The sequence below is a fragment of the Chitinimonas violaceus genome (assembly GCF_052601015.1).
Map to the genome: position 1 here is coordinate 34,866 of NZ_JBQXDJ010000029.1, position 14,567 is coordinate 49,432.

Here is a 14,567-nt window from a genome sequence, read left to right on the forward strand (position 1 = left end):
GATGCTCTCTTCCAACCGCTTGATATTGCGCGACTTCCAACCAGCCGATGAACCGGACTACATCGCACTGCGTACTGGCGTGCAATTTGGCCGGCTATATGCTGCGGATGAAGTCAGCCCTGAAGCCAGCCGACGCCTGTTGGCTATGTTCATCGATTGGCAGCACGAACCGGTACGTACTCGCTGGCAGTTGGCGATTACTCTGCGGGCAAGTGGCGCACTGATTGGATCGTGCGGTGTCCGTACGCTTGAACCGGGTGAAATGTCACTTGGTTGCGAGCTGGGTGAACGTTACTGGGGGCAGGGGCTTGCGGTGGAAGCGGTAGACCGCCTGCTACATTTCGCTGCTGAACAGTTAGGTTGTCAACGGTTGGTTGCTGATACATTGGCGGCGAACCAGTCTGCGTTGGCATTGGCCCAACGTCTGGGCTTTAGCGTCGAGGCCGATACTGGGCCCGTGCGTGAATTCAATGGCCAGTCTTGGCCGGCTGTGCGTCTATCCAAGACGTTGGCCTGATAAGGAAAGTTTCCCTCCTATGCAAATCTTCACCACCATCGCCGATTTTCGCGCCTGGCGCAAAAACGCAGGCTTTGTTGCGTTCGTTCCCACCATGGGCAATCTGCATGAAGGCCATATTTCGCTCTGCACAGCAGCGAAGGCTCGTGGCGGTAAGGTGGTTGTGTCTATCTTCGTCAATCCATTGCAGTTTGGTCAGGGTGAGGACTTCAATACCTACCCGCGCACCTTCGAGGAAGACTGCGCCAAACTCAAGGCAGTCGGGGTTGATGCCGTTTTCCATCCGGGGGTAGAGCAGCTTTATCCACGCATCGAACAGCAATACAAGGTTGAACCGCCTGCCATTCAACATGAGCTGGATGGTCAGTTTCGCCCCGGCCATTTTCGTGGTGTCGCCACCGTGGTGACCAAGTTGTTCAATATTGTCCAGCCCGATGCTGCAATGTTCGGCAAGAAAGACTTCCAGCAGCTCAAAGTGATCGAAGGCATGGTGGCTGATCTGGACATGCCGGTGGAGATCGTGCCGGTTGATACGGGCCGTGCTGCCGATGGCTTGGCGCTGTCTTCGCGAAATAGTTATTTGACAGAGACCGAGCGGCAGGAGGCGCCCCGTTTGTACCGTAACCTCTCCACCATCAAGACTGCACTGGAAGCGGGTGAGACCGACTTCGTCAAGCTGACAGAAACCGCCCGTGCTGACTTGGAAAACCATGGTTGGCGAGTTGATTACGTTGAGATACGCGACCAGCAACGGCTGGAACATGCCCGGCCGGGTGACCGCGAAATGGTGATCCTGGCGGCCGCCCGTCTGGGTAAACCACGTCTGATCGACAATCTCGAAGTGAATTTACCAGCTGCTTAAGAACCTATTTACGATCTTACTGTGCAGCTGTGATCAGGGCTTATGTGCTGCTCAAAAGCCCCCGTAAGGGGGACGCCGAACTGCTACGGTGCTTCGCACCAAGAAGTTCGCAGCCTCATGTACCCAAGTACACTCCGGTTTTTGCGCTGCTCTGCATCCCGCTGACAGCTGCTCGCGACAGATCGTAAACAGGTTCTAAGAATCTATTCAAGTTCTCGCGAGCTAGGGCAAAACCAGGCGAAAACACTCGAGTGATATGGATTTACCCATTGTGAGTATCGTTTTTCGGATCCTTTTCTCCTTGCTTTGTCCTAACTCAAAGAGAATTTGAACAAGTAGGCGTATCGTCCCGACATTCGCTTCAACATCACGGCCGTGTTTAAAAGCTCGGTCTCTGTATTGGAAATACCATGCAACGCCATCTGCTCAAGTCCAAACTGCATCGCGTCACCACCACCCATGCTGAGCTCAACTACATTGGTTCATGCGCTATCGATGAGAACCTGCTCGAAGCGGCAGATATCCGTGAGTATGAACAGATAGATATCTGGAACGTGACCAACGGTGAGCGTTTTCAAACCTACGCTATCCGTGCGGAACGTGGTTCGGGCGTGATTTCTGTAAATGGCTCGGCGGCGCGCCGGGTGCAGGTAGGCGATATCTTGATCATCGCCAGTTTTGGCGTATACGAAGATGCCGAGATTGCATCGCATGAACCCAGACTCGTGTTTGTCGATGCAAAGAACGGTATTGCAGAGCTGTCGAGCCTGACCCCGGTGCAGCCGGTGTAAGCTGGGGTGATTTGAGGCTCATGTGTATTACTGATGGCTAGCTCACCGCGTGTGGCTGTGATTACGGCGTATCACCGCGAAACATCTACCCAGCTGGCTCGTTGTATTGAAAGCGTGCGTAGTCAGCGCTATCCGTGTACGCATTTCCTGGTGTCGGATGGTCATCCGCAACCGTGGGTGGGGGCAGAGGCTGTTCGTCATGTGCAGTTAGGCGCAGAGCATGTTGATTACGGTGATACGCCGCGTGCAGTGGGTTCATTGCTAGCATTGCGTGAGGGGTTTGAGGCGATCTGCTATCTGGACGCAGATAATTACTTTCTGCCTATGCATGTCGCCGGTCTGGTATCGGCATGGGAGGCAAGCGAGCGACGTTTTGAGGTATTGAGTACCCGACGTTTCTTTACCTATCCTGATGGCCGGCTTATGCCGGTGCAGGATGATCTGGCTCCTGTGGCATTTGCAGATACCAATTGCCTGTTCCTTACCGGAAAGGCACTGGATTTGACGCCCATTTGGGCATTGATGCCCGAACCTTTTCATCTGATCGGAGATCGTATCTTCTGGCAAGCGCTTCAGGCTCGCGGTATTCGCTGTGCGCATCTTCCCCAGATCAGTGTGGCTTATACCAGTCACTGGAAACACCATTATCAAATGTTGGGTGAAGCCGCCCCGCCTGACGCCAAGGATATAGGTCCCGGTTTGATCGAAGCGGCACATTGGTGGCAGAAGCAAAGCGAAACCCAGCGTGCACGCCACATTAATCTCATTGGTTTTGATCCCGGCCCTGCCTTGGCGCTCAAGTTGGTTGCAACTGCCCAGCCTGATTGATTTGGATAACACCTTTCTAAACAGAGTCATGACCATGGATACCCAGCAGATAAAACAGTATTTCCTTGATTTGCAGCAGCGCATCGTTGTTAGTCTGGAAGCCGCTGACGGTGGCAAGTTCTTGCGTGATGAATGGAAACGGCCGGCTGGCGGAGGTGGTCTCAGCTGCCTTTTGGAAGAGAGCCAGTTGTTGGAGCGAGCGGGTGTGGGTTTCAGCCATGTCACAGGAGATAAGCTGCCCCCTTCAGCCAGTGCCCACCGCCCCGAGCTGGCAGGTCGTGCCTGGGAAGCCATGGGGGTGTCCCTGGTTTTCCATCCACGTAATCCGTATGTGCCGACTGTTCACTTGAATGTACGAATGTTCCGCGCTTTTGCCGACGGACAAGACGATGTCTTCTGGTTTGGCGGTGGCATGGACTTGACGCCTTACTATGGTTTTGAGGAAGACGCGGTTCATTTTCACCAGACCTGTGCCGATGCTCTTGCGCCATATGGCGATGACAAATACCCACGATTCAAACGCTGGTGTGACGAGTACTTCTTTCTGAAGCATCGCCAGGAACCACGGGGTATTGGCGGCATATTTTTCGACGACTTCAACGAGCTTGGCCTGATCGACAGCTTTGCCATGGTGCGCGCAGTGGGTGATGCTTTCCTGCCGGCTTATCTGCCGATCGTGACACGGCGTCGCGACATGACTTACGGCCAACGTCAGCGTGATTGGCAAGCTTACCGCCGCGGCCGTTATGTTGAGTTCAACCTGGTCTGGGATCGGGGAACACTGTTCGGTTTGCAGTCTGGCGGCCGTACTGAGTCAATTCTGATGTCGATGCCACCCGTGGCCAACTGGCGCTACGACTACAAGCCTCAGGCTGGAACGCCGGAAGCGACCTTGGTCAGTGAGTTTCTGACGAGCCGTAACTGGTTATAGCCATAGCTTGCTGTGACACCGTTGTGCAGCAGTGATTTGCCATCATATGTTGTATTGAAGCCCCCGTTATGGGGGCTAAGTTATTTTTGTACCTCAGCTGTTCGTGATTGGTCGTGAACGGGTTCTTGGAACCTGTTCACGATCTTACTACGCAGCTGTGATCAGGAGTTATGTGCTGCTATGTGTCCTGCTGACAGCTACTCGCAACAGATCTTGAACAGGTTCCCAAGCTTGGTATTCCTGAGCGCTTATCTAAACTGCAGACAGTGACTGTTTTCAGTAGGTGTCGGCTATTGGATTACTGCGTTGAGGTTTTCCCAAGATCCGGGGTATGCCCAGTGGGATAGCACTGCTAATAGCCGGGTATGGCGACTGTATACGGTTAGGCACTCAATTGAATGGGTGCTGGCAGACCAAATTGTCAGTCTCTTAATCGTGTGTACAGAGGTATCTGGTAGGTAAGTTGTGGCCAAGGCAACGTACAAAGCGTTATGGACCAGCTGGCTGCTGTGGTGTGCTGCAGTAGGGATAAGCTCGGCTGTGCCAGCCGTGCATATGCCTGTGACTGTACTTGTCGAAACCTATCCGCCGTTTGTTATCGAAAATGCGGGTACACCAAGCGGCCCTTATGTGGAAGCGTTCGTACAGCTTGCTGCTGCGCAGGGGATTAAAGCACAGGTGGTGACTATGCCCATCCGTAGGGCGATTTCTACGGCGGTACAGAATCCAGGTTACTGTGTATTGGCCTTGAATTACACGCCGACTACTGTAGAAGGCCTGTCATTCCTGGGGCGGATCGCGCCTATGGAAATCTGGGTATATAGCCGCCAAGGTCTGACTGGCGAGATCAATCGCTTGTCTGATCTGAAGGGCTTCAGAGTTGGCAGTATCGATATCGCAGAGATACGTCAGTTGCTGGAATCGGAAGGTGTGGCCTATGAGGCTCTGCAAATCAACAGCCGTGGCTTACCGATGTTGATGGCCAGACGCTTTGATGTGTTGATCAGCGATATAGGACCCGCGCTTACTGCAAGTAAGGCTAAATACCCAATCGAGCGCCACTTTCTGATGACCCGGATAGAACGCTGGCTTGCCTGTAACCCTAGTACTGAGCAGGGAACGCTGAATGCATTGCGGCAGGTTGCGCGCGATGGATTGTTCGTGGAGTCCACGCAGGATATCTGGATCAAATATGGGCTGGACGACTATTACCAGCGTGTGCGTAATGAATGGTCGGCAACAGCCAAGCCCTAACTTTCTGTTTCCAGCATGCTTTACCGACTCGGCCGATTAATTTGTGGTTTGTGTTTCATTTAAGTCGCATATTCATAAGTTTTTGTCACGATTATGCAAATAATAGATACTATTTTTTATGTAAGTGTTTGATTCTAATAGATTCATGCGCTGCACAAAATTATTGCAACTGCCGTCCTCGGTCCGCTAGAATCATTCAAGCCTGTCGAAGCCCTGGTGTGGGTCGGCAGGCTTTGTTTTCGTTGCGCTCGGACGGCTGTTACCGACCCCTTTAGCGTTGAACGACCGCATTGCGAGACCCGCGCAGTGCAGCCGCCGTAAGAGCCTGTTTACGATTTGTCGTGGGCAGCTGGCAGCAGGGTACAGAGCAGGACATAAGCCCTGATCACAGCTGCGCAGCAAGATCGTGAATAGGTTCTAAGAGAGAACCTCGACAGGTTGGCTCAACGCAACGCCATGTGTGTTTCCACACCGGCCGGAACCGAGCGTCGCTTTCCCCATAAAGGGGCCGCAGCGTGGTGGTATACGCCAAAAGCCTACCTGCCACTGAATGCCGCTCCGCACGTACACGGGTATCACGCATATGGATGACAGACAGCGCCGTCTCGACGGTACGCTCTACCGCCGCAGTTTCGAGCAGGACTCCTGTGGCTTCGGCCTGATCGCGAATATGGACGACAAGCCCTCTCACTGGCTTGTTTCCACTGCTATCTCATCGCTCGCCAATCTGACTCACCGCGGTGCGGTGGCGGCTGATGGCAAGTCGGGTGATGGTTGCGGGCTTTTGTTCCGTAAGCCCGATAGCTTCCTGCGCAGCGTGGCGCATGAAAAAGGTTTGGAGCTGGGACATCACTACGCCGCTGGGCTTGTGTTTCACAGTGTCGATCTGGAAGTCGGCAAGGCTTCGCTGGCGACCTTGAAGGCCCAGTTGGAAGAGCAGGGCCTGGAGGTTGCCGGATTCCGTACTGTGCCGACCGATACCCGCGCTTGCGGCGAGTATGCACTGAAGACGCTGCCGGCCATTGCCCAGATTTTTGTCAATTGCCCTGCCAATATGGATGCCGCCAGCTTTGAGCGCCGTCTATATATCGGCCGTCGTCTGGCCGAAAAGGCCAATCTTGCGGATACCAGTTTTTATATGCCGACTTTGTCGGCCCACACCATGTCGTACAAGGGCTTGGTGACGCCGGAAAACCTGCCGGTGTTCTTTCCCGATTTGCAGGATGAGCGTTTCACCTCATCGCTGGCTGTGTTTCACCAGCGCTTCAGCACGAACACCTGGCCGGAATGGAAACTGGCGCAGCCTTTCCGTTATGTGGCGCACAACGGTGAAATCAATACGATTTCGGGCAACCGGTCGTGGGCGCGGGCGCGTGAAGCCATCATGGCGTCACCGCTGATTTCGAACATGGATGACATTCGCCCCATTGTGCAGACTGATGGTTCAGACTCGATGAGCCTGGACAACATGCTCGAAGGCCTGCTGATGGGCGGCATCGATTTCTTCCGCGCGTTGCGCCTCCTGGTGCCGCCTGCCTGGCAGAACGTGGACAGCACAGATAAAGAACTGCGCGCCTTCTACGAATACAACTCCATGCATATGGAACCGTGGGATGGCCCGGCCGGCATTGTGCTCACCAATGGCCGTTACGCTGGCTGTATGTTGGACCGAAATGGCCTGCGTCCTGCGCGTTATGTGCTGACCCGCGACCGTCACCTCACCATCTCGTCGGAAATCGGCGTTTGGCCTTACAAGGCTGAAGATGTTGTGAAGAAGGGGCGTGTACGGCCCGGGCAGATTATCGCGGTTGATATGCAGTCCGGCCAGTTGCTGCTGCCGCATGAGATTGATGCCAAGCTCAAGGCAGCTCACCCTTACCGGCGCTGGATCAAGCAGTACGCCAACCGGCTGGAACTCTCGATGGATGAGGACCGTGGCCGGCCGGAATTGAGTAAAGACCAGCTCAATATCTTCCAAAAGCACTTTCAGATCAGCTTTGAAGAACGCGACGCTGTGATCCGTGTGCTGGCCGAAGAGGCTCAGGAGGCGGTCGGGTCGATGGGTGACGATACTCCCATGGCGGTGCTGTCGCAGCGTGTGCGTTCGCCATACGACTATCTGCGCCAGCAGTTTGCCCAGGTGACCAACCCGCCGATCGACCCGATTCGTGAAGCGGTAGTGATGTCGCTCAATACCGTATTCGGGGCCGAGAAGAATATCTTTGAGGAAACTGCTGATCACGCGAAACGTATCGAGGTGAGCAGCCCCATACTCAGCTATGAGAAGTTCAAGCTGCTGACCAACCAGGCGGATGATCAATTCCGTTCCCAGACCTTCGACCTTTGCTATGACCCGGCTGCAACCGACCTAAAGGGAGCCATTACTGCGTTGACTGAGCAGGTGGTGCGAGCGTCTCGCGCGGGTTTGGCAATTGCGGTGCTGACAGATCGGCATATCGCGCCCGGCCGCTTGCCTATTCATGCTTTGTTTGCGACGGGAGCGGTGCACACCGCCCTGGTGAATGCTGGCCTGCGTTGCAAAACCAATTTGCTCGTCGACACGGCCACGGCGCGTGACCCACACCATTTCGCCTGCCTGATCGGTTACGGGGCGACGGCTGTTCACCCTTATCTTGTTTATGAGGTGATTGCGGACCTGATCCAGACTGGCTCGGTGAATGAAAAGCAGTCCGAAGCCATGAGCAAGTTCCGTAAGGGCATTAATAAGGGGCTGTTGAAGGTGCTCTCAAAAATGGGCATCTCCACCGTGGCCTCCTACCGGGGTGCGCAGCTGTTTGAAGCCGTGGGCATTGCAGATGAGATTGTCGAAACCTGCATGCCATTCACGGTAAGCCGAATTGGCGGCGCGAGCTTCGCCGACTTCGAAGTCGATATGAAGAGTCTGGCCAAGCTTGCGTTCAACCCCATGCGGCCAGTCACACAGGGTGGCTTACTCAAGTATGTGCATGGTGAGGAATACCATGCGTACAACCCCGAAGTGGTGATGCAGCTGCAAAAAGCTGTGCAGAACGGTGATTACACCGAGTACCTGCGCTATGCCGAGCTGGTCAATACCCGGCCTGTCGCCATGTTGCGTGATCTGATGCGGGTAAAGGTGGACCAGGCGAAGTCGATTGCAATTGACGAGGTGGAACCGCTGGAAGCCATCCTCAAGCGTTTTGATTCGGCAGGTATGTCGTTGGGTGCATTGTCGCCCGAGGCGCATGAAGCGTTGGCCGAGGGTATGAACCGTCTCGGCGGCCGTTCCAATAGTGGCGAGGGTGGTGAAGACCCGGCGCGCTATGGCACGATCAAGATGTCCAAGATCAAGCAGGTCGCATCGGGCCGTTTCGGGGTCACGCCACATTATCTGGTGAACGCTGAGGTGTTGCAGATCAAGGTTGCACAGGGCGCAAAGCCCGGCGAAGGCGGGCAACTCCCTGGTGACAAGGTGAGCGGCCTGATTGCCCGCCTGCGGCATGCTAAGGAAGGCATCAGCCTGATTTCCCCACCGCCGCATCACGATATCTATTCGATTGAAGACTTGGCCCAGCTGATTTTCGACCTTAAGCAGGTTAATCCTTCAGCGCTGGTGTCGGTCAAACTGGTGGCGGAGCCGGGTGTGGGTACGGTAGCTGCCGGTGTGGCCAAAGCCTATGCCGATCTGATTACGATTTCGGGTTACGACGGTGGTACGGGTGCTTCACCGCTGTCTTCTGTGAAATACGCGGGTTCGCCATGGGAGCTCGGTCTGACCGAAGCTCAGCAGGTGCTGCGCGCCAACGGCCTGCGTGGCCGTGTGCGGGTGCAAACTGACGGTGGTCTGAAAACCGGTCTTGATGTCGTCAAGGCTGCCATCATGGGGGCGGAAAGCTTCGGGTTCGGTACTGGTCCGATGGTGGCGCTGGGTTGCAAGTTCCTGCGCATCTGCCACCTGAACAATTGCGCAACCGGTGTCGCTACGCAGGAGATCAAACTGCGTTCCAAGTACTTCATCGGTTTGCCGGAAATGGTAGTCAACTACTTTACCTTTGTTGCCCGTGAGACCCGGGAGTGGATGGCCAAGCTGGGTGTACGTTCGATGGAGGAATTGATCGGACGGGCCGACTTGTTGGAAGTGCTGGAGGGTGAGAGCGAGCGCCAGGGTAAGTTGAATCTGGCCGTATTGTTGAACCAGGGTGGTATTCCTGAAGACGAGCCACGCTTTTGCACGGCTGACAGCAACCCGAGCTTCGACAAGGGCGAGCTGGCAGAAAAAATGATCAAGGATGCTTTGCCAGCCATCGCAGCCAGGACGCCGCTGGAGATGGAATACAACGTTCGCAATATCAACCGCTCCATCGGTGCGCGGCTGTCGGGCGAGATTGCGCGGCAGCATGGGGCAGAGGGGTTGCCTGCCAATAGCTTAACGGTGCGTTTGAAGGGGTCGGCCGGGCAGTCGTTTGGCGTTTGGAATGCCAAGGGTCTGAACCTGACGCTGGAGGGCGACGCCAACGATTACGTGGGCAAAGGGATGAATGGCGGGCGTCTGGTGATCTATCCCCCTCGGGAGGTGATGTACCAACCGCATGAAGGCACGATCATCGGCAATACCTGCCTTTACGGCGCTACGGGTGGCGAGTTGTTTGCATCGGGTCTTGCTGGCGAGCGGTTCGCAGTGCGCAATTCAGGCGCATTGGCCGTGGTGGAAGGCTTGGGTGACCATGGTTGCGAATACATGACGGGCGGCTGCGTGATTGCGTTGGGTCAGACCGGCCTGAACTTTGGTGCGGGGATGACTGGCGGTTTTGCCTTTGTTTACGACCGCGATGAGAAATTCGCCTACCGCTACAACAATGAGCTGATCGACATTCACCTGATCAATGGTGAAGCCATGGGCCAGCACCGTGCTTTCCTGAAGGAAAAGATCGAGCAGCATGTGGCGTTGACCCGATCGGTGATCGGTGCGCAGATCCTGGAGGACTTCGACGACTATGTCGATTACTTCTGGTTGGTGAAACCCAAGGCCACCAAGCTTGACAGCCTGCTAAAAGATTAATCAGAACGCCTCCCTCGTTCAACGAGGGAAGGACGTCGAGGACACGATGATGGGTGATGTATTCCAGTTCCTGAACCTGCCGCGCGACCCAGGTGCAAAGTTTGACGCCAGCTTTCGCCGCAGCAAGTTCATTGAAATCTATGCGCCGCTCCAGAAGAGTGAGGCGGCAGACCAGTCCAGCCGGTGCCTAAGCTGTGGCAACCCTTACTGCGAGTGGGAATGCCCGGTGCACAACTACATTCCGAACTGGCTCAAGCTGGTACAGGAAGGTAAGTTGTTCGAAGCCGCCGAGTTGAGCCACAAGACCAACTCTCTGCCGGAAATCTGCGGCCGGGTCTGCCCGCAGGACCGCCTATGTGAAGGTGCATGTACGCTCAATCAGGGTGGTTTTGGCGCGGTGGCGATCGGCTCGGTGGAGAAGTACATCACGGACGAAGCCTACAAGCAGGGCTGGCGGCCGGATATGAGTCAGGTGGTGAAGACGGACAAGCAGGTGGCCGTTATCGGGGCGGGGCCGGCGGGTCTTGCTGCAGCTGACATGCTGGTGCGCAATGGCGTAAAGCCGGTGGTATTCGACCGGTACGAAGAGATTGGCGGCCTGCTGACCTTTGGCATACCGGAGTTCAAGCTGGAGAAGGAAATCGTCCTTCGCCGCCGTTCGATCCTGGAAGAGATGGGCGTTGAATTCCGTCTCAATACCGAGATTGGAAGCGATATCGCGTTTGAGGCGCTACTGCAGGATTACGACGCGGTCTTCATGGGGATGGGGGCTTATCAGTACCTGAAGGGTGGTTTTCCTGGCGAAGACCTGCCGGGTGTGCTTGAAGCCCTGCCTTTTCTGGTCAATAACATCCGGCACCGTATGGGCACCCTGCCAGAGGGGGAGACCCATGTGAGCATGGAGGGTAAGCGTGTCGTGGTGCTGGGCGGTGGCGATACCGCCATGGATTGTAACCGTACCAGCATTCGTCAGGGTGCGGCCCGGGTGACCTGTGCCTATCGCCGCGACGAAGCCAATATGCCGGGTTCCAAGCGTGAAGTAGCCAATGCCAAGGAAGAGGGCGTCGAGTTTCTGTGGAACCGCCAACCGGTCGAGATTCTTCAGCAAAATGGGCAGCTGGGTGTGAAGCTGGTCACCACGCAATTGGGTGAACCTGACGCAAAGGGGCGTCGTGCTCCTGTCGTCGTGCCTGGGTCGGAAGAGATCATCGCTTGCGATCACGTCATCATCGCCTTTGGCTTCCAGGTTAAGCCGGAAGATTGGTTTGCTGCCAACAGTATCAAGACGGATGAGCGCGGTCGCACCTTGGCGAAGGAGCGGCAAGCCTTCAAATATCAGACCAGTAACCCCAAAGTCTTTGCCGGTGGTGACCAGGTTCGGGGAGCCGACCTTGTTGTGCGCGCCGTGTTTGAAGGGCGCCAGGCCGCAGAAGGAATATTGGCTTATCTCGGCGTTTGGTAAGCCAGGTAGTTGATGGTCGACGCTGCCTTCACCGATTGGTGGGGCAGCGCATCACCCCATCAGGCAATTTTTGCAAAGGTTGTAGGTTTTGCTACGGCCTTTTGGAACCTGTTCAAGATAGGTTGAGAGCAGTTTTCAGCAGAGCGCAGAGCAGCGCATAAGCCCTGATCACAGCTGCGCAGCAAGCTTGTGGGAACCCGTTCTTACGCAACCAATCCGCTCTGCAATGGTCTGGATAAGTACGCAGGGGAGTTTGAGTTTCACTGAGTAGCGTCAGGTCGCCCTATGTATTTCCTGCCTGTTTACGGTCTATCCCATCTTTGGGAACGGCACTTGCCCGCTCTACCAATAGCAGCGTTACCCGAACGCGGCCCTACTGGAGAGAAATGATGCCTACCATCCAAAACAGAAAAGATACGGCGCCGCGAAAACGTACTGAGCCCGATGCCGTTCATATGCTGCTCGAAGATCACAAAAAGGTTAAGAAGCTGTTCAGCGACTACAAGAAGCTGATCGGCAAAGGTAAGGCCAAGGGAAAAAGTGAACTTGCGCAGCAGATTTGCTTCGAACTAATGGTTCATACCGCGGCAGAGGAAGCCGTTTTCTACCCAGCCATGTTGTTGGATGAGAGCACAGAACGATTGATCGACGAAGCGACCGTAGAACACGCGAGTGCAAAGACGTTGATCGCGCAGATATCCAGTATGAAGCCAACCGACCCGCTTTACGACGCCACTGTCACGGTACTTGGTGAGTACATCAATCATCATGTCAGGGAAGAGGAAGAAGAAATTTTCCCATTAGCCAAGAAGAGGCTGGATTTGGCTGAACTGGGTGAGGAAATGAGCAGGAAGAAGGAAGAGCTGATTGCTCACAGCGAAAGGAAGCCTTCGTAAGTATTACAAGCCTTGTTTGCATGCATACCAAGCATCCATGCGACTTACTGCCGGAACTTGTTCGCGTCTGTCACGAGCAGCTGCTAGCAGGGTGAAGCACAGCAAAGAGGCCGGAGTGTACTTTGGTACATGAGGCTTTCGAGCAGCACATGAGCCCTGATCACGGTTGCGCAGTAAGACTGTGGGCAGGTTCTTAGAGGAGAACATCATGACTCCAGAAATACACCCGATTACCACGCAGATGAAGTTGCCCAGACGGAGAAAACCCTTCTTCCTTGTGTTTGGCGACAAGAAAAAGAGCCAGACCGAACGTATCAGAGAGTGTGAAGTGGATGAGTTCGGCGCGATGCTTGCTCCAGCTGTCCACGATGTGTATGCGGCAAATGCCGAGTTCTTCACCCGATAGGGAAGAAGACACGGAAGTGGGTAGCCATTACCAAACCCTACAAAGCGAGGAAAAAATGACGAACCATCATGAAATACCCGTTTTGCTGATGCGTCCTGTTGTATCCCATGCGCAGGCTGCCCGTCGCCTTACGACCGTGCAGGAAGAAGGGTGGGTCAACCAGGGGTGGGACGATTTCGACCCCTTGCAGCGCCAACTTGAAGAAGCGACAAATGCTGCTGACGAGCAGCCGGCCCGGCAGAGGAAGCCAGAAACAGTTTATCGTCGGCAGGCTGCGGCAAGAAAAAACGCCGTATAGGTTTCTCTGGAGATTGGATTGGTAATCAGCAGTTAAAGGGCGAAAGTCGGCGAGTCCACTGGCCATCGGCTACATTGGAGTCGGAAGTTCAGCCCACAAGCGTGCTTGATGCTGCAAACCATCTATCTTCATTCTCTTGCCCCACCCAAGCCTGCCTGGGGACAGCCCTGCAATGGCTGTGGTGTGTGTTGCGCGGCCGAGCCCTGCCCGGTGGCCCGACGTCTTTTTCGTATCCACAGCGGGGGATGCCCGGCACTGGTCTGGCAGTCTGATGTGTCACGTTACGCCTGCGACTTGCTGTTACGGCCGGAACAATATGGCCGGCTGCTGCCGGTTTCCTGGCGGCGTTGGTGGTGGCGCAGGCAGATAGCAGCGGGGAGGGGTTGTGACTCTGATGCGGAGTTTACAGCCTAGCCATTTGACTGATACTACCCATTCAAATAATCCATCCTTCGCCGATTGCTTCTGCTTGCTCCAGTACCGTCTGTACAGCTTCTTCCTGCTGATCTGGTGGGTATTTATATTTCCGTAGTATTCGCTTCACCATCAGACGCAGCTTGGCCCGTACGCTTTCCCGCTGTGACCAGTCTACTGTCACGTTCTTGCGCAGGTTTTCAGTTAGCTCATGGGCGATCTTCTTGAGTGTCTCATCATTCAATTCGCGAAGCGCAGATTCGTTGTTGGCCAGCGCATCGTAAAAACGTAGCTCATCCTCTGTCAGCCCCATGGTGTAACCTCGGCTGGCTGCCTGATGGAATTTCTTAGCCATCTCGATCAGTTCTTCAATGACCTGCGCCGTTTCAATCGAGCGGTTCTGGTAGCGCTGAATGACTTGAGATAGAAGCTCGGAAAATTTTCTGTTCTGTACGACATTGTTTGCAAACTTGGATTTGATCTCGCCTTCGAGTAACCGTTCCAGTAGCTCTACCGCCAGATTGCGCTCTGGCAGGTTGCGTACTTCGGCAAGGAATTCGTCACTGAGCAGGCCAATATTGGGCTTTTCCAGGCCGACGGCATCGAAGATGTCTACTACTTGTTCTGACACCACCGCAGTGCTGATGATCTGCCGAATGGCTAGTTCGCGTTCTTCGTCCGTTTTTTTCTTGGCGCTGAGTTCGCGTTTAGTCAGGATGATTTTGATGGCCTGGAAGAAGGCTACTGAATCCCCCCGGTTTTCGTGGAGGCTCAGTTGTTAGAGACAGGCGAACTGTGCCTGCTCGTTTAGCTGTCGGTAATAAGCTGTCTCCGCTTCTGCTGGTGGCACGTAGCCGATTGAGCTTAGTA

General features: G+C 54.9%; 13 protein-coding genes. 12 read left to right on the forward strand and 1 reads right to left on the reverse strand.

Features of this window, described 5'->3' with window-relative positions; translation table 11 throughout:
- Position 1: 1 nt before the first annotated feature.
- The 12 genes from ACUHMQ_RS11535 to ACUHMQ_RS11590 all read left to right on the forward strand — a co-directional run bounded on the left by ACUHMQ_RS11535 (position 2) and on the right by ACUHMQ_RS11590 (position 13,697).
- Positions 2-517 (forward strand): GNAT family N-acetyltransferase, encoded by a 516-nt coding sequence (locus tag ACUHMQ_RS11535; RefSeq protein WP_445295612.1) that lies wholly within the window; start codon positions 2-4, stop codon positions 515-517.
- A gap of 19 nt (positions 518-536) precedes the next feature.
- Positions 537-1,379 carry a pantoate--beta-alanine ligase gene (panC, locus tag ACUHMQ_RS11540; RefSeq protein WP_445295613.1) on the forward strand — a complete coding sequence of 281 codons (843 nt, stop codon included), beginning with the start codon at positions 537-539 and terminating at the stop codon, positions 1,377-1,379.
- A 410-nt stretch (positions 1,380-1,789) separates the two neighbouring features.
- Complete coding sequence (gene panD / locus ACUHMQ_RS11545) at positions 1,790-2,170, forward strand: aspartate 1-decarboxylase (RefSeq protein WP_445295614.1); 381 nt, start codon at positions 1,790-1,792, stop codon at positions 2,168-2,170.
- 33 nt (positions 2,171-2,203) lie between these two features.
- Entirely contained in the window at positions 2,204-2,998 is a 795-nt protein-coding gene (locus ACUHMQ_RS11550) for a glycosyltransferase (RefSeq protein ID WP_445295615.1), read from the forward strand.
- A gap of 34 nt (positions 2,999-3,032) precedes the next feature.
- Positions 3,033-3,929, forward strand: a complete 897-nt coding sequence (hemF, locus tag ACUHMQ_RS11555; protein WP_445295616.1) for an oxygen-dependent coproporphyrinogen oxidase — start codon at positions 3,033-3,035, stop codon at positions 3,927-3,929.
- A gap of 555 nt (positions 3,930-4,484) precedes the next feature.
- Positions 4,485-5,183 (forward strand): transporter substrate-binding domain-containing protein, encoded by a 699-nt coding sequence (locus tag ACUHMQ_RS11560; RefSeq protein WP_445295617.1) that lies wholly within the window; start codon positions 4,485-4,487, stop codon positions 5,181-5,183.
- 583 nt (positions 5,184-5,766) lie between these two features.
- Positions 5,767-10,221, forward strand: coding sequence for a glutamate synthase large subunit (gltB, locus tag ACUHMQ_RS11565; protein WP_445295618.1), 4,455 nt, complete (start codon positions 5,767-5,769; stop codon positions 10,219-10,221).
- Between the two features lie 49 nt (positions 10,222-10,270).
- A complete protein-coding gene (locus tag ACUHMQ_RS11570; RefSeq protein WP_445295623.1) occupies positions 10,271-11,683 on the forward strand; it encodes a glutamate synthase small subunit GltD family protein in 1,413 nt (470 codons plus the stop codon).
- A gap of 386 nt (positions 11,684-12,069) precedes the next feature.
- The gene (locus tag ACUHMQ_RS11575; protein WP_445295619.1) at positions 12,070-12,579 is read left to right on the forward strand and encodes a hemerythrin domain-containing protein; all 510 of its coding nucleotides are present in this window, start codon (positions 12,070-12,072) and stop codon (positions 12,577-12,579) included.
- Positions 12,580-12,787: 208 nt separating this feature from the next.
- Entirely contained in the window at positions 12,788-12,985 is a 198-nt protein-coding gene (locus tag ACUHMQ_RS11580) for a hypothetical protein (RefSeq protein ID WP_445295620.1), read from the forward strand.
- Between the two features lie 55 nt (positions 12,986-13,040).
- Complete coding sequence (locus ACUHMQ_RS11585; RefSeq protein WP_445295621.1) at positions 13,041-13,283, forward strand: hypothetical protein; 243 nt, start codon at positions 13,041-13,043, stop codon at positions 13,281-13,283.
- Between the two features lie 108 nt (positions 13,284-13,391).
- On the forward strand, positions 13,392-13,697 hold the full coding sequence (locus ACUHMQ_RS11590) for a hypothetical protein (RefSeq protein WP_445295622.1): 306 nt from the start codon (positions 13,392-13,394) through the stop codon (positions 13,695-13,697).
- A 22-nt stretch (positions 13,698-13,719) separates the two neighbouring features.
- Here the strand turns inward: ACUHMQ_RS11590 and ACUHMQ_RS11595 are convergent, their stop codons facing one another.
- Positions 13,720-14,472: a DUF3387 domain-containing protein gene (locus ACUHMQ_RS11595; protein ID WP_445295624.1), complete on the reverse strand. Its 753-nt coding sequence runs from the start codon at positions 14,470-14,472 to the stop codon at positions 13,720-13,722.
- Positions 14,473-14,567 lie beyond the last annotated feature (95 nt).